We start from the raw sequence: 23,448 nt of genomic DNA, 5'->3' as shown, positions 1-23,448 counted from the left end.
GGCCGACCCGCACCCGTTACTCGACGATTGAGGACGTTTCCATGTCATCCGCAGACAGATCCACGCGCCGCCGGGCGCCGGCCGCCATGGCGCTGGCCCTCGGTGCGGGCCTGCTGGCCGCGCCCGCCGTGCCCGCGCAGGCGGCCGAGACGCCCGGGCCCGCCGCCCGTTACACCTTCGACCAGGACGACCTCGCCTCCGGAAAGATCAGCGACAGCTCCGGCAACGGCCTGACGGCCAGCCTGGTGAACGGCGCGACGGCCCGGTCCGTGGCGGGCGCGGACGGCGGCAGCGCGCTGGCCCTGCCCGGCGGGGCACCCACCTCCGACGGCGCCTACGTCCGGCTGCCCCGCGAAGTGGTCGGCGACGCGAGCGACTTGACCGTCTCCGCCCGGGTGAAATGGAGCGGCGACACCTCGTCCTGGCAGCGCATCTTCGACCTGGGCACCGACACCTCCCGGTACCTCTTCAGCACCCCGTACAACGGCAACGGCCTGTTCCAGACCTCCGTGACCACCGGCGGAGGCGGCGCCGAGGCCCAGGTCCGCGGCTACGCGCCGCTGCCCGCGGACGCGTGGCGGACGGTCACCGTCACCCTCGACACCACCGCGGGCCGGCTCACCACCTACCTCGACGGTGTGGCGGTCTCCTCCGCCGCGACCGCCGTCAAGGCCAAGGATCTGCTGAGCGGTTCGGCGACCGCCGCCGGCTACATCGGCAAGTCCTTCTACCCGGACCCGCTCCTCAAGGGTGCCGTCGACGACTTCGCGGTGTGGCACTCGGCGCTCACCGCCGAGCAGGTGGCCGGCCTGGTCGGGGCCGTGCCGACCCTCCAGGACCTCGCGAAGACCTCCTTCGACGTCCGGACGACCGACGGGACCGCCCCGGCCCTCCCGGCCACCGTCCGCGCCACCTTCTCCGACGGCTACGACCGCGACACACCCGTCGTCTGGGACGCCGTACCGCCCGAGAAGTACGCCACGCCGGGGACCTTCACCGTCGCGGGAACCGCTGCCGGAAGGGCCGTGAAGGCGACCGTCACCGTGGTCCGCGAGGGGCAGCTCACCGTCGACCTCGGCTCGAACACCGGCGCGTTCCACGGCGGCGCCTCCGGCACCCTCTACGGCGTGTACGGACCGGACGTCCCCACCAACAACCTCATCGAGGGCATGGGTCTGCGCACGGTCTCCACCAAGGCGCAGGACGGCCCGCAGCACCCCGGTGCCGACGCGCTGGACGTGGTGAAGCCGCTCGCCGACTCCACCGACGGCGATGTGTACATCTACATGACCGACATCCACCGCGGCTTCCCCTACGAGTGGCCCGGTGACACCCCGGCGGAGAAGCTCAAGCTCTACGAGGACAAGATCGCGGGGCAGGTCGACCAGGTACTGAAGCTGCCGAAGCAGTACCAGGACAACATCGTCTTCGTGCCGTTCAACGAGCCCGAGGGCAACATGTTCGGCACCGGGCAGTGGAGCTACAACAAGGTCAGCTGGCTCAGCGACCCCGACGACTACTTCGCCGCCTGGGACTCCGCCTACAAGCTCATCAAGGGCAGGATGCCCGACGCACGGATCGCCGGCCCCAACACCAGCGTCCTGTACGACCAGGTGAAGGGCTTCCTCACCCACACCCTGGCCGCGGGCACCCTCCCGGACGTCATCACCTGGCACGAGCTGAGCCACCCGGAGGCGGTGCGCGCGAGCGTGGCCAAGTACCGGGTGTGGGAGAAGGAGCTCTTCAAGGGGACCTCACGCGAAGGCACCCAACTGCCCGTCAACATCAACGAGTACGCCTTCAACTACCACACCTCCGTCCCCGGCCAGATGATCCAGTGGGTCTCCGCGATCGAGGAGTCCAAGGTGGACGCCGACATCGCGTACTGGAACATCGACGGCAACCTCTCCGACTCCGCGGTGCAGTCCAACCGCGGCAACGGCCAGTGGTGGCTGCTGAACTCGTACGCCTCGATGAGCGGGCACACGGTGTCGGTGACGCCGCCGTTCCCGGGCGAGAACTACACCATGCAGGGCGTGGCCACGCTCGACGAGAAGAAGAAGCAGGCCCGGCTCGTCTTCGGCGGCTCCACCGGCAAGGGGCACATCACCTTCGCGGGCGTCCCGAAGAAGCTCTTCGGCACGAACGTGCACGCCTGGGTCCGGGAGATCGAGTGGAGCGGACAGGTCGGCGACAACTCCGGCCCGAAGCTGCTCACCGAGACGAATCTGAAGGTCGCGGGCGACGGCACGGTCACCGTCGACTTCGGTGACGGCACCCTGCCGAAGCTGAAGGAGTCCTCGGCGTACGAGATCGTCCTCAGCCCGGCCGGGAAGGCCGCGAAGACCCAGTCCCCGCCGGTGCGTTGGCAGGGTTCCTACGAGGCGGAGGACGCGGCCCACACCGGGTCCGGCTACTCGAAGAACGGCCCGGAGGGCTCCACCTCCGACGTGTCGAAGTTCTACACCTCCGGCGGCTACGACGTGGGCGGGCTGCGCACCGGCTCGGACGTCACGCTCGACTTCACCGTGGACGTGCCCGAGGACGGCACCTACGACCTGAGCGTCTTCGCCAACTCCCTCAACACCTTCGACAAGGTGAAGGAGCAGGGGCCCACCAATGTCTTCCTGCGCGTGGACGGCCAGGCGGGCAGCGAGCAGCAGCTGTATCTGCCGCTCGGCTACAAGTGGGTGGTGTGGGACCACACCGACACCAAGGTGCAGCTCACCAAGGGCAAGCACACCCTGACGCTCGCCGCGAAGAGCCTGGACGGCAAGCGGGTGACGAAGGGCGACGCGATCGTCGACCGGCTCACCCTGTCCCTGCCGAGCGCCTCGGCGGGCACACAGGTGTACGAGGGCGAGTTGGCCTGGCTGGCCGGGGGCGCACAGCCCGCCTACGACGTGCCGGGCTCCGGCTCGGGCGCGGCCCGGCTCGCCAAGGGCCAGACGGCCACGTTCTGGGTGTACTCCCCCGCCGACCGTGAGGCCACGCTCAAGGTCGACACCCTCGGCGGCACCGGCGCCCGGCTCTCCGTCAACGGCCACGACGTCCTGGGCCTGGCCAAGGACCGCAACCGGGTCGCGGTCTCCCTCTCCGGTGGCGTCAACAAGGTGACGCTGACGGGCGGTTCGTCCACCACCCTCGTCGACCGTCTCACGGTCACCCCGACCGAGGGCGCGCTCAAGGCCCGTACGTACGAGGCACAGGACGCGGTGCTCGCGGGCTCGGCCACGCTCACCCCGCTCCCCCTGGCCACCGACGGCACGGCGATCACCGGCGTCGGCGGGGACCCGGGCAACTCCAACACGGCCACGTTCACCGTGACCGCGGACCGGGCCGGCCTGTACGCGCTGCGGATCCGCTACTCCAACCCGGAGCAGTCGGAGGCCACCCACTACAACCCCGACCCGCTGGCCCGTCACGCCGACATCACCGTCAACGGCGGGGAGATGCGGCGGGTCGGCTTCCCGCACAGCTTCCACCAGGACAACTTCTGGGAGCTGACCGTCCCGGTCACCCTGAAGAAGGGACAGAACACGATCGGTTTCCGCTCCGAGGAGCTGCCGAACTTCGACGGCACGACCTACGCCTCGGACACCTTCCCGGGAGTGCTGCTCCGCTCCCGGTACGCGCCGCTGATCGACCGGATCGCCGTGGCGCCGTACGCCAGGGAGGTGCGGTGAAGTGAGCGATGCCGGCGGCGCCCCTGGGCGCCGCCGGCGTTCCGTTCAGCCGACCGGAACGAGGCGCCAGTCCTGCGAGCCGTCGGCGACGGCGTTCTGGAGCGTCAGCGGCGCCCCCGCGGACGCACCGGTCAGGTACACGCTGGTGTTCCTGACCGCCTGGAACCGGTAGTAGCCGTCGGCCGTCGTGACGAGGTTCCAGCTTCCCGTCGGGCTGTTGTCGACCCACTGGCCGATGCGCTGCCCGACGGTGGCGTTCCCCGTCCAGATCGCCGCCGCGCGGCCGCCGGACTTGTTGAGCAGGGTCGTGCCGCCGTTCGGCTCGGTCACCACGTGCCAGGACTGGGTGTCCTTGTTCGCCGCCGCGCCCGCGTTCTCCAGGACGACGTCGGGCACGTCACCGTTGCCGATGTTCGCGTCGTTGGTCTTGTTGCCGGTGCCGATCACCTGCCCGGTCTTCCGGTTCACCAGCTGGTAGTAGGTGCCCTGGGTGCGGCCCAGGTCGACCTCGGCGTAGGCGATCGTCGAGGTGTCCTGGTTGTTGAGGATCGCGACACGGCCGGTCCCGGCGACGTACTGGAGGTTGCGGCTGTAGCCCGCCCGCGAGGTGGTCTGGTACTCCTTCCACACGCCGGTGCTGCTGCCGCTGTCGTTGACCCAGACGTTGCCGCTGCCCGCCGCGTTGTAGACGAGACGCCCGTCGGGAAGCCTGATGATCACCGGGCTGCCCCCGGTCGCGAGCGGGTGCGAACCGGTGTCGAGGGGCAGGGAGGTGACCGCGCCCGAGGTGCCGGAGCGGAACTTCAGCGGGTCGGTGGCGAGCGCGTACCGGACGTTCGCTCCGCCGCCCCAGTACTCGTACGTCAGCAGCCACTTGCCGTCGGTCGTGGGCACCACGTTGGTCATGCCGGGCCGTCCGCCGCCGATCTCCGTCTTGCCGCCGCCCATGTCGTCGGTCAGTCCCGCGACGTCGACGACGGGTGAACTCCAGCCCGAGCTCAGGCCGTTCCAGGTCCGGTGGGCGAGGATCTGGCCGTGCGAGTCGGTGGCGGTGGCGTTCGCGGGGTCCGGTATCGGGGCGCCGGTGGCCGGGTCGACCCCGAGGTAGTCGTTCTCGTCGGAGTAGTAGCAGACGAGTTGGCCCTTGTGGACCATCAGGTAGGGCTCCCAGAGGGGGTCCACCTGCTGGTGCGTGTTGGCGACCGCGATGTTCTGGCCGACCGCGCCCGCGCTGCCGCCCTGCCAGCCTCCGGTGGCGATGACATTGACGACCTTCCAGGTACTGCCCTCGTCGGTGCTGGAGTAGAGGGCGATCGCCAGGTCCTTGCGGTCGCCGTCGTTGGAGGGCGTCCAGTTCGGGTCGGCCGCCTTGTGCTCCTTGTAGTAGTAGTCGTCACCCGAGACCACGCTCGCCAGCAGCAGGGTGCCGGCCTTCAGGTTTCCGACGGTCTGCGGGAGCGTGTACAGGTACGGGTTGGTCCAGTTGCTCGTGTACTTCGCGTACTTGGGGTCGGTGGACAGGTAGGCCGGGGCCTTCACCTCCGACAGCGGCTGCCAGGACGTGCCGCGGTCGTCGCTCTTGTAGACCGGGAGCGTCTCTCCGTCGGCGCTTCCCGACTGCGGTACGACGGTCGCCTTCTCGAAGGACGCGACCAGGCGTCCGCTCGGCAGTTGCGCCGACTTGGGGTAGACGGCGCAGTTGCCCCGCCCCTTCAGGCAGGGTTCGCTGCCGAGCTGGTAGAGGATTCCTCCGGTCGGGTTGTACGCGTGCGCGCTGCTGAGGGGGATCGCCGCCAGCGCGGCAGCCGCGGCGAAGGTGCCCAGTGTCTGTCCCAGCCGTCTTCTTTGCATGGCCTCTCCTTTGAGGGTGACCGCGGTGGTGCTCAGTTGTCCGCGGTGACTAGCACGCGTACGTCCCAGGCGCCGAGCTCCAGTTCGGCTCCGGCGGGGACCGGGGCGTCGGTCAGGACGTCGGTCAGATCCACGGGAGCGACAACACGGGCCGGCTCCCAGCTCCAGTTGTGGACGAGGTGCACGCGCCGCCCGTCGGACGCGGTGCCGGTCGTCGCGGTGACCGTGTCCGGGAGGTCCTGCCAGCCGTGGCGGGCCGAGGGTGCTAGCCACTGCGCCAGTCCCCGGGCGAGGGCGCGGTCCGGGACCGTGCCGACGCAGGTGACGCGACCCTCGCCGTGCCGACGGGTGGTGATCGCGGGCCAGTTCCCGAAGTGCGGGTGCCGGTAGCCGGCGAGCACCTCGGCGTCGGTGACGGTCAGGGCGTCGGCCCAGTGGGTCGCCGTCGCCCCCTCCGGCAGCCGCAGGGGGCCCACGGACTGCACGGGGATGCCGTGGGCGAGATTGCTGAATTCGTCGTACGACACCCCCGCGGCCTCGGTGAGGCGCCCCGGTGCCTTCTCGTGCCGGGCGCGGGCCTCGTGGTCGGCGTATCCGGTGCGCGGGCCGAGGACGAGGTGGCCGCCCGCATGGGCGTAGGCGGCGAGCCGGTCGAGGGTGGCGTCGTCGGCGATGTACAGCGCGGGCACGACCAGCACCGGGTGGCGGCGGACCATCTCCTCCGGTGTCATGCCCTCGTTCAGCTGTCGGGCGTGCACGATCCGCACCTGGCGTCCGGACTCGAAGGCACCGCGGTAGAAGGGGTCGAAGATGCGGTGGTAGGCGGCCGGGTCGGGGCTGCCGTCGGGGGTGGCCAGCGGAGGGTGCTTCTGCATGAGCCACTTGCTGGGCGTCGAGTAGACCAGCGAGACGTCGGCGTCCGGTTCGAGTCCGGCGACGAGCGGTCCGGCCTTCGCGAACTCGGCACCCAGGCGGGCGAGTTCGGCGTAGGTGCGGCCCGGCTGTCCGCTGTGCGGGAGGACTCCGCCCCAGTAGGTCTCGGCGCCGAAGCGCAGGGTCTGCCACTGCCAGTACTCGATCATCCGGGCGCCCCGAGCCACGTGCGCCCACGCGGCCTGGCGCCACTGGCCGTCGTAGCCGGGCCGGTTGTCCCAGGCGAAACCGATGGAGTTCGCGTTGGTCTCGGTGACGAGGAAGGGCTCCTGGCGCGAGGAGAACATCCAGTCCGCGGTCTGGTACATCGACCAGACACCGGTGGTCTTCCAGCGCTGTTCGTGCTCGTCGGGTGTGGGGTCGGGCAGCAGGAGGCCGTCCTGCATGTCGTAGTACGGGTTGCCGGAGGCGATATCGAGGCGGGCAGACAGCTCGTCGTCCGCGACGCCCTGGCGGGTGTAGGAGATGCAGGTGGTGACGAACTGCCCGTCCAGCGCGTACTCACGGACGATGTCCGCCTGCCAGCCGATGAACTCGGTGACCTGCCGGGCCTGGAACTCCCGCCAGGCGACGTCGTACTGGGGCTGTTCGTTGCCGTCCGGGGTCCACAGGTCGGCCCAGGTGGACAGGCGGTGCGACCAGTAGACCAGCCCCCACTCGCGGTTGAGGGTCTCGACGTCGCCGTACTTCGCGCGCAGGTGGTCCACGAACCGCTGGAAGACGCCGTGGTTGTGGAAGAGGTGCAGGCCCGGTTCGTTGTCGACCTGCCAGCCGATGACCGCCGGGTGGCCGGCGTACCGGGCGACGATCTTCCGGATGATCCGCTCGGCGTGGAAGCGGAAGGCGGGGTGGGTGAAGTCCACCTCCTGCCGGGCGCCCCAGCCGATGCGCTCGCCGGTGCGCCGTTCGCCGGTGATCTCCGGGTACTGGCGGGCGAGCCACGGCGGCACGGCGTAGGTGGGGGTGCCGAGGATGACGGAGATGCCCCGCTCGTGGGCGCCGTCGAGGACCGGCTGGAGCCAGTCGAGGTCGAAGCGGCCGTTCTCGGGCTCCCAGGTCGACCAGACCGACTCGCCCACGCGGATCACCGTGAAGTTCGCCTCGGCCATGAGGTCGAGGTCGGTCTTCAGCCGTTCGTCGGGCCGCAGTTCGGGGTCGTAGTCGGGCGTGTACTCGTGGTAGTACGCGGCACCGAACAGGACGTGGGCGGGCAGGACCGCCATCGTTGAACCTCCAGGAGGACAGGGGGAGTTACTGTTTGACGCTGCCGGTCGCCAGGCCGCTCTGCCAGTAGCGCTGGAGCACGAGGAAGGCGATGACGAGCGGCACGATCGAGATCAGGGAGCCGGTGACGACGAGCGGGAGCATGTCGCTGCTGGCTCCGGCGCCGCCGTTCTGGGCCTGGGCGGCCCAGGACGAGAGCCCCACCGTGACGGGGTACAGATTCGGGTCGTTGAGCATGATCAGCGGCAGGAAGTAGTTGTTCCAGGTCGCCACGAGCGTGAACAGCAGGACGGTGACCAGGCCGGGGGCCAGCAGTCTGAGGGCGATCCGGAAGAAGATCCGGGCCTCCCCCGCGCCGTCGATGCGGGCGGCCTCCAGGAGGCTGTCCGGGACGGCGTCGGCCGCGTACACCCGCATCAGGTAGAGACCGAAGGGGTTGACCAGCGAGGGCAGGATGATCGCCCACGGGGTGTTGACCAGGGCGACCTTGGCGAACAGCAGATAGGTCGGGATCGCCAGGGCGGTCGCCGGGACCATGATGGCGCCGAGAACGAGGTTGAAGGCGAACCGGTCACCGCGGAAGCGGAACTTGGCGAAGCCGTACCCTGCGGCCGCCGCGAGCAGGGCGGCGCCGAGCGCGCTGACGACCGCGTACAGGACGGTGTTGAGCAGCCAGTGCACGAAGACGCCGTCGTCCTGGGTGAAGGTCGCCTTGATGTTCGTCAGCAGCTGCGGGGCGTGCGAGAACCACAGGCCGAAGCTGTCGAACAGGTCCTGGGTGCTCTTGGTCGAGGCGATCAGCAACCAGCACAGCGGGAGCAGGAAGTAGGCCAGGGCCGCGAGCATGGCGATCGTCAGCGGGGTGCTGCGGCGCCGGGCGGCGGACCGATGCGGTACGGGTGCGGCCGGGGTCTTCGCGGCCACCGGTGGCTGCCGCAGGGTGGTCGTCATGCGGACCTCCTGCGGTTCGCGGTCAGGAGTACGGCGTAGGAGGCGATGACGATGACCAGGCCCAGGAGGAAGGAGACCGTCGCCGCGTAGTTGAGCTGGTCGCCGGTGAACGCGAGGGAGTAGGCGTAGAGGTTGGCGGTGTAGGAGCTGCTGATGACGTCCGGGGCGATGGCCATCAGCAGCTTGGGCTCGTTGAAGAGCTGGAAGCTGCCGATCACCGAGAACAGCAGGGTGAGGAGCAACGCCGGGCGCAGCGCGGGCAGTTTGATGGACCGGGCGATCCGCCAGGCGCCCGCTCCGTCCATGGCGGCAGCCTCGTACAGGTCGTGCGGGATGGTCCGGAGCGCCGCGTACAGGATGATCATGTTGTAGCCGACGAACTCCCAGGTCACGATGTTCGACAGGCTGCCCAGCATCCAGCCGCCGCTCAGGAAGTCCGGGGCCGGCAGGTCGAGTGTGCGGCCCAGTTGGGCGAAGGGGCCGAAGTCGGGGCCGTAGAGGTAGCCCCACATGAGTGCGGCGACCACGCTCGGGACGGCGTACGGCACGAAGATGCCGAGGCGGATCACGCGGGCCAGGCGCAGCAGGCCGCTGTCGAGGGCGAGGGCGAACGCCAGGGCCAGCAGCAGCATCAGGGGGACCTGGAGGAGGAAGAAGAGGGCCACGCGGCCCACTCCGTGCAGGAGGAGGGGGTCCCCCAGGGCGGTGACGTAGTTGTCGAGGCCGACGAAGACCGTGCCTCCGACGAGGCGTTGCTGGAAGAGGCTGAGGTAGGCGGCGTAGCCGAGCGGGGCGAGGAAGAGCAGGAGGAAGAGGATCAGGAAGGGGGCCACGAACAGGGGCCCGGCGCTCCGTGACCGAACGGCGGCCATCTCACGCTCCCTTGAGGGTGAAGCCCTGCTTCTTGGCGTATGTCGTCAGGCGCGACTGCCACTGCCCGAGCGCGGCGGCGGTGTCGGACTTGTCGGCGAGGGACTTGCCGACGGTCTCGGTCCAGTCGGTGGCCGCCTGGTCGAGGAAGGGCGGCCACTGGAAGGCGGGCGAGACGGTGTCGCCGATGTCGGCGAAGACCTGGTTGACCTTCTGGCCGCCGTAGAAGGCGGGTGCCTCTCCGGTGAAACCCGGGTCCGCAAGAAGGGACTTGGTGGCCGGGAAGAAGAACTGCTGGGTGGCGAACATCTTGGCGCTCGCCGGGTCGCTGTTGAGGAACTGGGCGAACCGGGCCGCCGCGATGGGGTTCTTGGTGGAGCGCATGGCCGCCGTGGTGGAACCGCCCCAGTTGCCGGAGGCGGGCTTGGACGCGTCCCACTGCGGGAGCGGGGCCGCACGCCAGTTGCCCGCGGTGGACTTGGCCGAGCCGGACAGGAAGGCCGGGCCCCAGGCGGCGGTGAGCCAGGTGGCGTACTTGCCCTTGTTGAAGCCGGCGTACCAGGCGTCGACGAAGTCGGGGTCGGTGCTGATGACGCCCTCCTTCGCGAGTCCGCCCCAGTAGGCAGCGACCTTCCTGGAGACCGCGTCGTCGACGTCGATGGTCAGGGTGCTCTTGCCGGAGGTGGCGTAGGGCTTGGCGCCCGCCTGCCACAACAGGCCGTGCCAGGCGGCGGGTTCGTTGGCCGCGAGGTTGGTGAGGTAGACGTCCGGGTCGGCTTTGTGGAGCTTGCGGGCCGCCTCGGCGAACTCGTCCCAGGTGGTGGGGACCTCGATGCCGTGCTTGTCGAAGATGTCCTTGCGGTAGAGCATCCCCATCGGGCCGGTGTCCTGGGGGATCGCCCAGACCTCGCCGTCGGGGCCGCTGACCTGTCCCCAGGTCCAGTCGACGAACTTGCCCTTGAGCGCGGAGGCGCCGTACGGGCCCAGGTTCAGCAGGCTGTCGGTGATGGTGAAGGTGGGGATGGCCTGGTACTCGACCTGCGCCAGGTCGGGTGCGCCGCTGCCGGCCTTCAGGGCGGTGCGCAGCTTGGTGTAGTGCGTGACGCCCTGACCGGCGTTGACGACCTTGACCTTGATCGCCGGGTACTTCTTCTCGAAGAGGGCGACCTCCTGCTGGATGTCCGGGACCCAGGTCCAGAAGGTCAGCCGGGTCGGCGTCTTCATCGCCTTGTCGATGTCGGCCTGGCCGACCGGCTTCGCGGAGCCGGAGGAACCGCCGGAGTCGCCGCCGCCGCAGGCGGTGAGCGCGGCGCCGAGGGAGAGGGCTCCGGTCGCGGCGAGGAACCGCCGACGGCTCATGGCGGACGTGGGTATGAAGTCTCTGGGCATGGTGAACTCCCGCCGAAGGGGCATAGGGACGGCACGCCTGGCGAGGGCGCGTCGTGAGGGTGGGAAGGAAGGGGTACGGCTCCGGCGTCGCTGCCGCGGGTTCGGGCGGACGGCGCGGGGATCGGGACCGGCACGCGCGTGCTGTGTCGCGTGGCGGAAGTCCACGGTCGTGGAAGGCGGTGCGAAGGCGGTTCGCAGGTGATGAGCACGGCTCGGGCTCATCACCCGGCCCTGGGAAGGCTGTCTGCCGGGCCGGGAAGCGCGGGTCAGTCGGTGGTGGCCGGGGGCGCGTGCGCCGAGTCGCGTGAACCGGCGGCCGGATACGGGCCGTCCGTCGGCGGGGGTGCCGTCGAGGCGCGTACGACGAGCTCGACCGGTGGGTCGCCCGCCGGTGCCGGCTCGGCGTCCGGTTTCTCGATGGCCTGCACCAGGAGCCGGAGCCCTTCCTGGGCCACGGCGTCGAAGGGCTGGCGCACGGTGGTCAGCGGTGGGGTGACATAGGCGGACACGGGGATGTCGTCGAAGCCGACGACACTGACGTCCTCCGGCACGCGCAGACCCGCCTCCAGAAGGGCACGGATCAGACCGACGGCCATGTCGTCGTTGGCGGCGAACACCGCGGTGACGTCACCGGCGGCGGCGAGTTCGTGGCCCGCCGTGTAGCCGGAGGAGGCCGACCAGTCGCCCTCGATGACGGCCGGCTGCTCCCGGTCGCGGGCCGCGAGCGCCGCCCGCCAGCCCTGGAGCCGGTCCCGGGCGGCGAACCACCTTTGCGGACCGGCCAGGTGATGGACCGTCACATGCCCCAGGTCCAGCAGGTGTTCCGTGGCCGCGCGGGCCAGCGACTCGGCGCCGACGCCCGCGGCCACGGCGCGTGGACCACCGAAGGCGGCCGGCGCCCCGAGGACCAGGACCGGGATGTCGACACTGAGCGACACCGAGCCCTCGTCGATCGGCTCGGACACGACGATGCCGTCCACGCCCTGGTCGAGGAGCGACTCCACGGCGCCGGCGACGCCCCCCGGATCGCCCTCCAGGGTGTTGACGACCCGGAGCGCGTATCCGGCGTCCCGCGCTGCCCGCTCGACGCCGATGAGCAGCGAGGCGGGTCCGTACAGGGCGGTGCCGAGGGCGACCACACCGATCGAACGGGTGCGGCCCGAGGCGAGAGCCCGCGCGGCGCCGTTCAGCCGGTATCCGAGGTGCTCCGCGGCCTGGAGCACCCGCTCGCGTACGTCGGCGGACACGTACCGCTCGCCGTTGAAGACCCGGGAGACCGTCTTCTGCGAGACACCGGCCAGCCGGGCCACATCCACGGCACGCGGCGCGCCGGGGCTGCTGCCCTGTCCTCCGACTGGCGTCATTGCTGTCTCCCGATGTCCGGCGGCTCAGATCCTAGCCAGAGCGGTCTGTCGAAGGCCGGTCCGCCCTCTATGACTGCGCTGTCATGACTGCGCAGTCATATCTACGCAGTCGGATGGGGCGTGTCAAGGGTTCGCGCGGTATCGAGAGGGCGTCAGCCCGGTGGGCGAGACCGGAGCGGGGCCTGGCCGACGGTCGCCGGGCCTCGGGTGCGAGCAGGTGCGAGGGCGCTCAGACCGGCGCGCCCAGCCTGAGGAGCACGGCCGTGTCGGTGCGCGGCAGCCTGACGGTGAGCGTCCCCAGGACCGCGTCCCACTCCGCCGTGGCGTCGGCCGTCGTGGGCTGCAGCACCTCGGGGCGCAGATCGACGCCCCGCAGGTGGGAAAGGGTGAGCGCACGGCTCTCCGGGGCGCCGGGCCGCTGCCGCCGCCACACCGCGAGGTACGTCGAGTCGCGCCCCCGCAGGCCGTGGGCGATCCAGGCGTCCTCCCAGCCGGGGAGGCCCAGCGGCCAGAAGGGACGGGCCTCGGCGATCTCCGGCCGGATGTCCTTGTACACGCGGATCGCCGACCGTACGAGGTCGAACTGCGCGTCGCTCATGCGGTCGAGGAAGCCGGAGAGATGGATGCGGCCCAGCAGGGCGCCGGTGAGGGTGAACGCGATCCGGTCGGCGGTGTCGTCGGGCTGGGGGTAGGCCCACACCGCGGCCTGTTCGGGGGCCACGGCGGTGGCGGCGGCCGCGGCGACGGGCGGATAGCGCAGGGGGTCCTGCTGGTCGCTGGTGGACTGGAGCTGGGCGACGGCCAGTTGGGCGTAGTCCATGCGCAGACCGCCGGAGCCGCAGTTCTCCAGGACCAGACCGGGGTGCCGGTTCAGGAGGCCGGCCATCCAGTCGAGGTGGGCGCGATGGTGGCCGAGCAGTCCGGCGCCGGGGCTCTCCGGGCCGTTCTCCGCGCCGGGCCCGATGTTGATGTTGTAGTCGAGCTTGAGGTACCCGACGCCCCACTCGCCGGCCAGCCGGTCCACGACCGCGTCGAGGTGGGCCCGGGCGGCGGGGTGACGCAGGTCGAGATGGTGACGGCCGTGTTCGGTCACGCGCAGGCCACCGCGCCGGAAGAACGCCTCGGGCGGCAGGGTGCGGGCCAACGGGCTGCGTACGCCCACCACTTCGGGCTCCAGCCACAGTCCCGGGACCATGCCGTGGCCCCGGATCGCGTCCAGCACCTCCTGGATGCCGCCGGGGAAGCGGCCCCGGGCGGGCTCCCACGCGCCGACGGCGTCCCACCAGCCCTGGGCGTCGTCGTCGTACCACCCCGCGTCGATGACGAAGACCTCGGCACCGGCCCGCGCCGCCGCTTCGACCAGCGGCAGCAGCTTCTCGGTGGTGGGGTCGCCCATGAGGGTGTTCATGTAGTCGTTGTAGATCACCGGCAGGGCGCGGTGGTCGGGGTGGTCACGGCGGATCAGCCTGCGGTGGTCGGTGAGTTCACCGAAGGCCGTGTCGAGGCCGCCCGCCGCACCCCGGACGAGGACCGCGGGAACGGTACGGAAGTCCTCGCCGGGCGCGAGGGTGTGCCGCCACTGGTGGTGGGCGTCGTCGGGGCCGAACAGGGCGAGGTAGGCGGCGCCTTCGCGTTCGCCGGTCTCGTAGCGCCAGCCCGCGCTGGACTCGATCTGCCACAGCCAGCTGCGTCCGGACCGGTCGGTGAGCGCACCGATCGGCAGGTGGCGGCCCGTTGACCAGCTTCCCTGCGAGAAGCGCTCGAAGCAGCCGCGCCCCTCGTGACCGTGCGCGAAACGGCTCAGCGGGACGAGGTGCTCACGCAAGGGCGCCTCGCGCCAACGGCATTCGGCGAGCCAGTCGTTGTCCGCCCAGTGGAGGGTCAGTCCGTCGAGGCCGCCGTCCGCGTCGGCGATGCCGCCCAGAGTCAGGGTGCTGACGCTCTCCAGTCGCAGCGGTGCCTCGCCCTCGTTGACCAGGCGCACCCGCGAGCGCAGGAAACCGGCGCCCACGGCGGTCTCCAGGCTCACTTCGGCGACCAGGCCCGTCTCGGGGTCCGCCAGCCGGATCGTCGTCCGCTCACGGTTCGCGTCCCGGACCGTGTCATGGTCGCGGTAGGTCAGCCGGGCGCCGATCGCGGTCTCGATGAAGCGCTCCCCCGACCACAGTCGCCCGTGCCCGGTGGCGGTGACCTCGACGAGCGGTACCAGGGCGGCCTGGTCCTGGCCGGGCGCCCCCAGCCGGACCGATCCCGTGGCGTCCAGGACGGCCCGCAGCCCGAGTTCCGGATGCGACCAGAGACAGGATCCCCCGAGGGTGCCGACGGCTGCGGTCAACGTGGTTCCCCTTCCGGGACGGTTCGCCCTGCGGTCCACGGGGTTGCGCGAGCTCACGGTCCCGCGGCGTGACCGCTCACCGATCCTCACACGCGTGTGACCGGTCACACAAGCGTCGCTCGCTCCCCCGCGTCCGCGCCGGCGGACAACCCTTGACCGCGGACCGCCCCAGCCGGGACCATGTTGCGTATCAGTCGCACTGTTGCGTAATACGCAGCCATCGGGAGGACTTCGTGTCTCTTCGACCGCAACCCGACCGCGAGTTCGTCCTCACCCTGTCCTGCCCGGACCGGTCCGGCCTCGTCCACGCCGTCACCGGCTTCCTGGTCCGGCACTCCGGGAACATCCAGGAGAGCCAGCAGTTCGACGACCGGCTCCAGGACCGCTTCTTCATGCGCGTCCACTTCGACGTCTCGGACCCGGGCACCACCCTGGAGGACCTGCGCTCCGGCTTCGCACCGGTCGCCGAGGCGTACCGGATCGACTGGCAGCTGCGGAACGCGGCCACCCCGACCCGCACCCTGATCATGGTGTCGAAGTTCGGCCACTGCCTGAACGACCTGCTCTTCCGGCAGCGCACCGGCGCGCTCGGCATCGAGGTGCCGGCGATCGTCTCCAACCACCGGGACCTCGCCCCGCTCGCCGAGAGCTACGGCATCCCCTTCCACCATGTGCCCGTGACCCCGGAGACGAAGGCGGACGCGGAGGCGCGGCTGCTCGACCTGGTCGACCGGCTGGACATCGACCTCGTGGTCCTCGCCCGCTACATGCAGATCCTGTCGAACGACCTGTGCAAGCAGCTCGAAGGCCGGGCGATCAACATCCACCACTCGTTCCTGCCGAGCTTCAAGGGCGCGAGGCCCTACGTCCAGGCGCACGAGCGGGGTGTGAAGCTCGTCGGGGCCACCGCCCACTACGTCACCCCGGACCTCGACGAGGGGCCCATCATCGAGCAGGACGTGGTCCGCGTGAACCACGCCCAGAGCGCGGAGAGCCTCGTCACCCTGGGGCGGGACGTCGAGGCTCAGGTCCTCGCCCGGGCCGTGGAGTGGCACTGCCAGAGCCGCGTGATGATCAACGGCCATCGCACGGTGGTCTTCCGCTGACCAGGTCGACCTGTTCGCATAGGGTTCCGCCATGAACAGCAACGGCACCGAGTCCGGGGGCACGTCCGGCGGCGGGGTGCAGTCCGTCGACCGGGCCGTCACCGTGCTGGAGATCCTCGCGCAGCGCGGCGAGGCAGGCGTCAGTGAAGTGGCCGAGGCGATCGACGTCCACAAGTCCACCGCGTTCCGTCTGCTGGGCGCGCTGGAGGCGCACGGGATGGTCGAGCAGGAGGGCGAGCGCGGGAAATACCGCCTGGGCTTCGGCATCGTCCGGCTGGCCGGCGCGGTCACCGGGCGCATCGACGTCACCAAGCACGGCCGCGGGATCTGCGAGCGCCTGGCCGACAAACTGGGCGAGACGATGAACATCGCGGTCCTGGAGTCCCACCATGTGATCAACCTCGACCAGGTGCGCGGCCGGTCCGCCATCACCGCGCAGAACTGGGTCGGGCGGCTGACGCCGATGCACTGCACGTCGAGCGGCAAGGTTCTGCTCGCCCATCTCACGGACACGCGCCGGGACGAACTGGTCGCCACGGCCGGGCTGGAGCGGATGACGGCACGCACCCTGACCTCCCGGCGGGAACTGGAGGCGGAGCTGGTCCGGGTCCGCGAGCAGGGCTACGCCATGACGGTGGAGGAGTACGAGGAGGGCCTCAACGCCGTGGCGGCGCCCGTGCGTTCCGGCGAGGGCAGGGTCGTCGCCGCCCTCACCGCCTCGGGCCCCGCCTTCCGGCTCACCGAGGAGCGGATGCACGAGCTGGCACCGCTGCTGGTGGAGGGCGCCGACGAACTCAGCCGCCGGCTGGGCCACTTGGGCTGACGCCCCGGCACGCAAGGCGGCGGCCCCTGCCAGTGCTGTGACCGCATGGGTTCGCCGGGTCGCACCGCCGCGGCGGCGTCCTCCGGCGGACCGAGACGCGGAGAGAATCGCCCGGCCTGATCGTGACGCCTTGCGGGACGGCATCCACCAGGTGCCGGAGCATTTCAGTCAGAGCACTAGCCCCGAAGCCGGGACATCGCCGGGTCGAACAACGGCTCCTCGGCCACGACCGCCTCCACGCGCTGGTCGAAGTAGCCGATGTGCACGGTGGTCCCGGGGACGGCGAGCTCCGCCGGCAGCCAGGCGTAGGCGATCCCCTTGCCGATCGTGTGGCCGAAGGCCGCGCTGGTGACGTAGCCGACCGCGCGTTGCCCGTCGTACACCGGCTCCTTGCCCATCACGACGGCCCGCGGGTCCTCGATGGTCAGGCAGGTCAGCTTCCGCCGTACGTCTGCCCTGCGCCGCTCCAGGGCGGCCTTGCCGACGAAGTCCTCCTTGTCGGCCTTGACGGCGAAGCCGACGCCGGCCTCGTAGGGGTCGTGCTCGTAGGTCATGTCGGTGCCGAAGGAGCGGTAGCCCTTCTCCAGGCGGAGGCTGTTGAAGGCACCCCGTCCGGCCGCTATGCCGCCCAGCGGCTTCGCCGCCCGCCAGAGGGTGTCCCACAACTTCTGGCCCAGGTCGGCCGTGGTGTACAGCTCCCAGCCGAGCTCGCCGACGTACGACAGGCGCATGGCCGTCACCGGGACGGAGCCGATGTGGGCGCGCTTGGCGCGGAAGTACTTCAGTCCCGTCGCCGAGAAGTCCTCGTCGGTGAGCGGTTGGAGGACGTCCCGGGCCAGCGGTCCCCACAGGCCGATGCAGCAGGTGCCGGGGGTGATGTCCCGGACCTGGACCGTGCCGTCGGCGGGGAGGTGGCGGGTGAACCAGTCGAGGTCGAGGTTGCCGTTGGCGCCGACCTGGAAGACGTCGGGGGCAAGGCGGGCGACGGTGATGTCGCTGCGGATGCCGCCGTCGTGGTCCAGCAGCAGGGTGTACGTCACCGAGCCGACGGACTTGGCGACCTTGCCGGTGCACAGCCGCTCCAGGAGGTCGGCCGCTCCCCGGCCGCTCACCTCCAGGCGCTTGAGGGCCGTCATGTCGTACATCGCGACGGTCTCGCGGGTGGTCTGGGCCTCGGCGGCGACGATGGGCGACCAGTACCGCGCGGCCCAGTCGTTGGGGGTGACGATCGAACGCCCTTCCACCAGCGGCGCGTTGGCCTCGTACCACTGCGGCCGCTCCCAGCCGTTCGCCTCCAGGAAGAAGGCGCCGAGCTCCTGTTGGCGGGCGTGGAAGGGGGTGGTGCGGATCGGGCGCGGGTCGCCGGAGGGCTGGAGCGGGTGCAGGATGTCGTAGACCTCGACGAAGTTCTGGCAGTCGCGGGCCAGGACGTACTCCGGGGAGAGCTGGTGCGGCTCGAAGCGGTTGACATCGCACTCGTGCAGGTCGAAGGAGGAGCAGTGGCCGTCGACCAGCCACTCGGCGACGGCCCGGCCGACCCCGGCGGAGTGGGTGACCCAGACGGCCTCGGCGACCCAGAAGCCCTTGACGTCCGGGGACTCGCCGAGCAGGGGCAGGCCGTCGGTGGTGAAGGAGAACAGGCCGTTGATGCCCTCCTCGACCTTGGCGTCCTTGGTCGCCGGGAGCAGTGACTGCGTCTCGGTCCAGGCGTCCGCGAAGTCGTCCTCGGTGAACTTCAGGACCGAGGGCATCGCGTCGGCCTCGTCGACGGAGAGGATCTCGTCGGCGGTGATGGGCATGGGGCGGTGGCCGTAGTAGCCGATGCCGAGGGTGTCGTGGCGGTCGCGGTAGTAGAGGTCGGCGTCCTGGTGGCGCAGGATCGGGCGCACCGCCTCCTCGGTCTGGCCCGCGAGCGCCGGGACCGGGCCGGTCCAGGCCAGCTGGTGACCGAGCGGGGTGAGCGGGAGGTTCATGCCGACCATGCGGGCGATCTTCGGGCCCCAGATGCCGGCGCAGCACACGACGATGTCGGCTGCCAGATCGCCCTGGTCGGTGCGGACGCCCGTGACCTCACCGTCGGCCCGGAGCACGTCCAGGACCTCGTGGCGGGCCAGGAAGGTCACTCCGCGCCCGGTGGCCCGGCGGATCTGCGCCTCGACGGCGAGAACGGCCTTGGCGAGGCCGTCGGTCGGGATGTGCAGGCCGGCGAGGACCCGCTCGCGGTTGACCAGGGGGTGCTTCTCCACGCACTCGTCGGCGGTCAGGATCCGAGAGTCCACGCCCCAGGCGGTCAGCCAGCCGTGCCGCCGGTGCAGTTCCGTGACGCGCTCCGGGGTGGTCGCCACCTCCAGACCGCCGACCTGGAGGAAGCAGGGCTGCCCGTCGACGTCGAGGGAGCAGAACTTCTCGACGGTGTAGCGGGCCAGCTCGGTCATGGTCTTGGAGGGGTTGGCCTGGAAGACCAGGCCGGGGGCGTGCGAGGACGACCCTCCGGTGGCCGGGAGCGGACCCTGGTCGACCACGGTCACCTCGGTCCAGCCGCGTGCGGAGATCTCGTCGGCGAGTGCCGCGCCGACGACGCCCGCTCCGATGATGACCACTCGGGGTCCCGCCATCGCCGCACCTCCGGTTAAGTTGCTTTGTACGCAACACGATTCAGGCTGCGCAACTCAATGTGCCCGCCGCGCGAGTGGGTGTCAAGAGGTCCCGTGACGCCCGGGAACAGCGCGGCAACAGCCCGGAAAACGGGAACGCCCGGTGGGCGCCGCGCTCTCTCGCGCGCCGCCCACCGGGCCTTCGTGACGGGCTTTCCCGACCGTCCTACTTGATCCAGGCGTCGACCTTGTCGCGGTTGGCCTCGACCCACTTCTTGGCCGCCGCGTCCGGCGTCATCTTGTCCACGGCGATGTACTTGGCCACGACGTTCTGGTCGTCGTTGGTCCAGTTGAACTTCTTCACCAGGTCGTAGGCCGGGCTGCCCGACTTGGCGAACTTGGCGCTGACGATCTTGTCCAGGTCGTAGACGGGGTAGTCGCAGGCGACCTTGGCCGGATCGGCGTCGCAGCCCGTCTTGTAGGCGGGCAGGTCGACCTTGACGAGTGGCACCTCGGAGAGGAACCACTGCGGCTCGTAGAAGTAGCCGATCACCCACTGCTTGTTCTTCTCGGCGTTGCGGTACGCCTGGATCAGCGCGGTCTCGCTGCCCGCGTACACCACCTTGAAGTCCAGCTTCAGGTTCTTCACCAGCGCCTCGTCGTTGGTGACGTACGAGGGGTCGCCGTCCAGGAGCTGGCCCTTGCCGCCCGACTCCGAGGTCTTGAACTTCGCGGCGTACTTGTTGAGGTTCTTCCAGTCCTTGATGTCCGGGTGGGCCTTGGCCAGCCACGGCGGCACGTACCAGCCGATGATGCCCTTGTTGCCGGTCGAACCGGCCTCCACGGCGGTCTTCTGCTGGGTGATGTACTTCTTCTTCAGGTCGTCGTGGCCCCAGTTCTCCAGGACGGTGTCGACCTCGCCGGTGCCGAAGCCCTGCCAGGCGATCTCCTCCTTGAGGTCCTTCTTGGTGACCTTGCACTTCAGGTCGTGCTCGGCGACGTACGCGACGACCGCCGCGTCCGCCTCGTAGCCCACCCACGGGTTGACCGCGAGGTTGAAGGTGCCGCACTTGCCCGAGCTGCCCGAACCGCCGGCCTCCGAGGAGTCACCGACCTTCGCGCCGCCGCAGGCCGTGAGGGTGAGGCCGAGGACGGCCAGGCCGGCCGCGCCGGCTCGCCAGTGTCTTGCCATCGTGTCGTGCTCCTCAGTTGCTGGTGCGGCGAGCCGCTGCTTGAGTGATCCGGTCGAACATGACGCCGAGCAGGACGATGGCGAGCCCGGCCGCCAGGCCCTTGCCGTACAGCTGTCCCTGCGAGAAGCCGGCCACCACGTCGTAGCCGAGGGCTCCCGCGCCCACCAGGCCGCCGACGACGACCATCGACAGCACGTAGATCAGGCCCTGGTTGGTCGCGAGCGTCAGGGCGCTGCGGGCCATCGGCAGCTGGACCTTGGTGATGATCTGCCAGGTGTTGCACCCGGTGGAGGTGGCCGCCTCGACGGTGGTCGCGGGTACGGTCCGCACCCCGTCGGCGATGATCTTGATGGCGACCGGTGCCGCGTAGACGATCGCGGCGACGATGGCCGTGAACCGGGTCGCGCCGAACAGGGCGAGGAACGGCACGAGATAGACGAACGGCGGCATGACCTGGGCCGCGTCGAGGGTGGGCCGCAGCAGCCGGTCCACCAGCGCGCTGCGCCCCATCCACACGCCGAAGACCACGCCGAGCAGCATGACCAGCACGGTCGCCACGACGGTCGAGGCGAGGGTCGTCATACCGTCCGACCACACGCCGGTGGCGACGAGCAGGCCCACGCACACGGCGGTGGTGATCCCGGCGCGCCACCCGCCGAGGACCACGGCGATCCCGATCAGGGCGGCGCCGACGAGCCACCACGGGGAGTCGGTCAGCAGCGTCTGGAACGGGTTGAGCAGCCCGTTGGTGATGACGTCACGGAAGCCGTTGGTCAGCCCGGACAGGTGGTCCTGCGCCCAGGTGGTCACGTTGTCGGCCGCCTTGGCGATGGTGCTGCCGGTGCCGCCGTCGCCGGGGAACTCGGCCGCCCACAGGTAGGTGTGCGACAGGTACACGAGTACGGCCGCCACCGCTCCCCCGGCCACGAGCAGCTGCCGCCGCCACTTGAGCAGCGGGTTGCCGGACCGCCGGGCCGCCTCCGCGCGTCCGCTGGCCGCGGTGGTGACCCGGTCCAGGACGATGGCCAGGACGACGATGGCGAGGCCCGCGTTGAAGGCCGTGCCGACGTCGAGGGACTGCAGGGCCTGGACGACGGTCTTGCCGAGGCCGGGCGCGTCGATCAGGGCCGCGATGGTCACCATGGCCAGGGCGGCCATGATGGTCTGGTTGACGCCCATCACCACGGTCCGCTTGGACATCGGCAGCAGGACCTTGAGCAGGGACTGTCTACGGGTGGCGCCCATGGAGGCGGCGGCCTCGACGGTCGTGGCGGGCACGGAACGGATGGCGTGCGCGGTGATGCGGATGGCCGGGGGTGCCGCGTAGATGACGGTGGCGATGGTCGCGGAGGCCCCGCCGATCAGGAAGAACAGGGTCAGCGGTGCCAGGTAGACGAAGGTCGGCATCGTCTGCATGAAGTCCAGGAACGGAGTGACGATCCGGTTGGCGCGTGCCGACAGCCCCGCCCACACACCCAGCGGAAGGGCGAACAGCAGCGCCACCAGGACCGCGGAGAGCGTCAGGGACAGGGTGTCCATGCTCTCCTGCCACAGTCCCTGGAGCCCGAGGAAGGTGAAGCCGGCCACGGCCAGCAGCGCGACCCGCCAGTTGGCCACCGCCCAGGAGACATAGCCGGCGAGGCCGACGACCCCGAGCCAGCCGATCTGCGGGACCGGTCGGTCGCCGGACGGCTGGGAGATCAGGTCCTGCACGAAGGTCACCAGGTTGTCGATGACCAGCCGGATCTCGTTGAAGAAGTACAGGAACAGCGGGTTGGAGTTGCGGTTGGCGCCGATGGAGTCGTTGACGTCGTTGAGCCAGCGGTGCAGGTCGGTGAGGTCGGCCGCGGCCAGCGACAGGGTCTGCTTCCCGCGCAGCACGGCGAACAGGACGAGCCAGACGACGAGGATCGCGCCGACCACCATGGACCGGCTGATCCGGCGCACGGGGGCGGCGGTAGGGGGCGGCGGGGCCTGCTTCGCCTCCCCGGATGTCTCGGGTTTCTCCATGGCGACGGTCATCACGCGTCGCCTTCCTGCCCGGCGACCACCGCGAGGATCTCCTCGTCGCCGACGATGCCGAGCAGTTCGCCGTTCTCGACGACCTTGACGGGCTTCTCCGCGGCGAGCACTGCGCGGGTGGCCTCCTTCACCACCACGTCCGGCCCCAACTCGGGCCCGTCCAGGGGGTCTTCGGGGGTGGCCGGGCGCATGATCCAGCGCAGGGTCAGGACGTCGCCGCGCGGCACGTCCTTGACGAAGTCGCGCACGTAGTCGTCGGCGGGGGCGCCGACGAGTTCGTCGCCGGTGCCGCACTGGACCGTCCTGCCGTCCCGCATGATCAGGATGCGGTCGCCGAGCTTCAGTGCCTCGGAGAGGTCGTGGGTGATGAACACCATGGTCTTGCCGACCTCGTGGTGCAGCCGGATGACCTCGTTCTGCATGTCACGGCGGATCAGCGGGTCGAGCGCCGAGAAGGGCTCGTCGAAGAGGAGGACGTCCGGATCACCGGCCAACGCCCTTGCCAGGCCCACGCGTTGCTGCATACCGCCGGAGAGCTGGTCGGGGTAGGAGTTCTCGTAGCCGGACAGGCCCACGAGTTCGACGACCTCCAGGGCCCGCCTCATGCGCTCGGCCCGGCCCAGGCCGCGGATCTCCAGCCCGAACGCCACGTTGTCGACGACGCGGCGGTGGGGCAGCAGACCGAAGTGCTGGAAGACCATGGAGAACTTGCTGCGCCGCAGTTCGCGCAGCCGCTTCTCGTCGGCGTCCCGGATGTCCTCGCCCTCGAAGACGATCTCTCCGGCGGTGGGCTCGATCAGCCGGGTCAGACAGCGCACCAGGGTGGACTTGCCGGAGCCGGACAGTCCCATGACGACGAAGACCTCGCCGGGCGCCACGTCGAAGCTCACGTCCCGCACGGCGGCGGTGCAGCCGGTGCGGTCCATGAGTTCGCGGCGGGTGAGGCCGCTCAGCTCCTCGGAGTCCGGCACCTGGTCCGCCTTCGGCCCGAACACCTTCCACAGCCCGCGTACGGATATGACGGGCGTGGGGGCCGCGTCCTCGGGGGTGCCGCGGCGCGGCGGCACCTCGGTCTGGGTTGGGGTCATGGTCGACCTCTTCTCGGCG

The 23,448-nt window shown here is 70.4% G+C and carries 14 protein-coding genes; 3 read left to right on the top strand and 11 right to left on the bottom strand.

From position 1 onward, the window contains the following. Positions 1–86 precede the first annotated feature (86 nt). A complete protein-coding gene (locus tag AQI94_RS17600; protein WP_062229803.1) occupies positions 87–3,686 on the top strand; it encodes a LamG-like jellyroll fold domain-containing protein in 3,600 nt (1,199 codons plus the stop codon). Positions 3,687–3,731: 45 nt separating this feature from the next. Here AQI94_RS17600 and AQI94_RS17595 read toward each other — a convergent pair whose 3' ends face one another. The 7 genes from AQI94_RS17595 to AQI94_RS17565 all read right to left on the bottom strand — a co-directional run bounded on the left by AQI94_RS17595 (position 3,732) and on the right by AQI94_RS17565 (position 14,603). Further along, complete coding sequence (locus AQI94_RS17595) at positions 3,732–5,537, bottom strand: RICIN domain-containing protein (RefSeq protein WP_031040985.1); 1,806 nt, start codon at positions 5,535–5,537, stop codon at positions 3,732–3,734. Positions 5,538–5,569: 32 nt separating this feature from the next. Beyond that, positions 5,570–7,693 carry a beta-galactosidase gene (locus tag AQI94_RS17590; protein WP_031040989.1) on the bottom strand — a complete coding sequence of 708 codons (2,124 nt, stop codon included), beginning with the start codon at positions 7,691–7,693 and terminating at the stop codon, positions 5,570–5,572. Positions 7,694–7,721: 28 nt separating this feature from the next. Beyond that, complete coding sequence (locus AQI94_RS17585; protein ID WP_031040990.1) at positions 7,722–8,645, bottom strand: carbohydrate ABC transporter permease; 924 nt, start codon at positions 8,643–8,645, stop codon at positions 7,722–7,724. Further along, complete coding sequence (locus AQI94_RS17580; protein ID WP_031040993.1) at positions 8,642–9,517, bottom strand: carbohydrate ABC transporter permease; 876 nt, start codon at positions 9,515–9,517, stop codon at positions 8,642–8,644. Before AQI94_RS17580 ends, AQI94_RS17585 begins: the two co-directional genes overlap by 4 nt. 1 nt (position 9,518) lies before the next feature. Beyond that, positions 9,519–10,904 carry an ABC transporter substrate-binding protein gene (locus tag AQI94_RS17575; RefSeq protein ID WP_031040996.1) on the bottom strand — a complete coding sequence of 462 codons (1,386 nt, stop codon included), beginning with the start codon at positions 10,902–10,904 and terminating at the stop codon, positions 9,519–9,521. A gap of 266 nt (positions 10,905–11,170) precedes the next feature. Further along, positions 11,171–12,268, bottom strand: coding sequence for a LacI family DNA-binding transcriptional regulator (locus tag AQI94_RS17570; protein ID WP_031040999.1), 1,098 nt, complete (start codon positions 12,266–12,268; stop codon positions 11,171–11,173). Positions 12,269–12,497: 229 nt separating this feature from the next. Then, positions 12,498–14,603: a glycoside hydrolase family 36 protein gene (locus AQI94_RS17565; RefSeq protein WP_031041008.1), complete on the bottom strand. Its 2,106-nt coding sequence runs from the start codon at positions 14,601–14,603 to the stop codon at positions 12,498–12,500. A 233-nt stretch (positions 14,604–14,836) separates the two neighbouring features. On the opposite strand from AQI94_RS17565, the gene purU reads away from it, so the two are divergent. Both purU and AQI94_RS17555 read left to right on the top strand, forming a co-directional pair. Next, positions 14,837–15,709, top strand: a complete 873-nt coding sequence (purU, locus tag AQI94_RS17560; RefSeq protein ID WP_031041011.1) for a formyltetrahydrofolate deformylase — start codon at positions 14,837–14,839, stop codon at positions 15,707–15,709. A 31-nt stretch (positions 15,710–15,740) separates the two neighbouring features. Then, positions 15,741–16,532, top strand: coding sequence for an IclR family transcriptional regulator (locus tag AQI94_RS17555; RefSeq protein ID WP_199814303.1), 792 nt, complete (start codon positions 15,741–15,743; stop codon positions 16,530–16,532). A gap of 176 nt (positions 16,533–16,708) precedes the next feature. Here the strand turns inward: AQI94_RS17555 and AQI94_RS17550 are convergent, their stop codons facing one another. The 4 genes from AQI94_RS17550 to AQI94_RS17535 all read right to left on the bottom strand — a co-directional run bounded on the left by AQI94_RS17550 (position 16,709) and on the right by AQI94_RS17535 (position 23,429). Beyond that, positions 16,709–19,147, bottom strand: a complete 2,439-nt coding sequence (locus tag AQI94_RS17550) for a GcvT family protein (RefSeq protein WP_031041029.1) — start codon at positions 19,145–19,147, stop codon at positions 16,709–16,711. Between the two features lie 205 nt (positions 19,148–19,352). Continuing rightward, positions 19,353–20,318 carry an ABC transporter substrate-binding protein gene (locus tag AQI94_RS17545; RefSeq protein ID WP_031041032.1) on the bottom strand — a complete coding sequence of 322 codons (966 nt, stop codon included), beginning with the start codon at positions 20,316–20,318 and terminating at the stop codon, positions 19,353–19,355. Positions 20,319–20,331: 13 nt separating this feature from the next. Continuing rightward, positions 20,332–22,341, bottom strand: a complete 2,010-nt coding sequence (locus AQI94_RS17540; RefSeq protein WP_031041033.1) for an ABC transporter permease — start codon at positions 22,339–22,341, stop codon at positions 20,332–20,334. Further along, entirely contained in the window at positions 22,341–23,429 is a 1,089-nt protein-coding gene (locus AQI94_RS17535; RefSeq protein ID WP_031041036.1) for a quaternary amine ABC transporter ATP-binding protein, read from the bottom strand. Before AQI94_RS17535 ends, AQI94_RS17540 begins: the two co-directional genes overlap by 1 nt. Positions 23,430–23,448: the final 19 nt, after the last annotated feature.

The organism is Streptomyces pseudovenezuelae (assembly GCF_001513955.1).
GTDB lineage: Bacteria > Actinomycetota > Actinomycetes > Streptomycetales > Streptomycetaceae > Streptomyces > Streptomyces pseudovenezuelae.
The sequence above is the reverse complement of the archived record's forward strand: the minus strand, read 5'-3'. Positions and strand labels throughout refer to the sequence as shown.

Excerpts from the sequence above, each read along its gene's own strand:
- AQI94_RS17600 (WP_062229803.1), top strand. The coding sequence starts at position 87 with ATGGCGCTGGCCCTCGGTGCGGGCCTGCTGGCCGCGCCCGCCGTGCCC.
- AQI94_RS17595 (WP_031040985.1), bottom strand. The coding sequence starts at position 5,537 with ATGCAAAGAAGACGGCTGGGACAGACACTGGGCACCTTCGCCGCGGCT.
- AQI94_RS17590 (WP_031040989.1), bottom strand. The coding sequence starts at position 7,693 with ATGGCGGTCCTGCCCGCCCACGTCCTGTTCGGTGCCGCGTACTACCAC.
- AQI94_RS17585 (WP_031040990.1), bottom strand. The coding sequence starts at position 8,645 with ATGACGACCACCCTGCGGCAGCCACCGGTGGCCGCGAAGACCCCGGCC.
- AQI94_RS17580 (WP_031040993.1), bottom strand. The coding sequence starts at position 9,517 with ATGGCCGCCGTTCGGTCACGGAGCGCCGGGCCCCTGTTCGTGGCCCCC.
- AQI94_RS17575 (WP_031040996.1), bottom strand. The coding sequence starts at position 10,904 with ATGCCCAGAGACTTCATACCCACGTCCGCCATGAGCCGTCGGCGGTTC.
- AQI94_RS17570 (WP_031040999.1), bottom strand. The coding sequence starts at position 12,268 with ATGACGCCAGTCGGAGGACAGGGCAGCAGCCCCGGCGCGCCGCGTGCC.
- AQI94_RS17555 (WP_199814303.1), top strand. The coding sequence starts at position 15,741 with ATGAACAGCAACGGCACCGAGTCCGGGGGCACGTCCGGCGGCGGGGTG.
- AQI94_RS17550 (WP_031041029.1), bottom strand. The coding sequence starts at position 19,147 with ATGGCGGGACCCCGAGTGGTCATCATCGGAGCGGGCGTCGTCGGCGCG.
- AQI94_RS17545 (WP_031041032.1), bottom strand. The coding sequence starts at position 20,318 with ATGGCAAGACACTGGCGAGCCGGCGCGGCCGGCCTGGCCGTCCTCGGC.
- AQI94_RS17540 (WP_031041033.1), bottom strand. The coding sequence starts at position 22,341 with ATGACCGTCGCCATGGAGAAACCCGAGACATCCGGGGAGGCGAAGCAG.
- AQI94_RS17535 (WP_031041036.1), bottom strand. The coding sequence starts at position 23,429 with ATGACCCCAACCCAGACCGAGGTGCCGCCGCGCCGCGGCACCCCCGAG.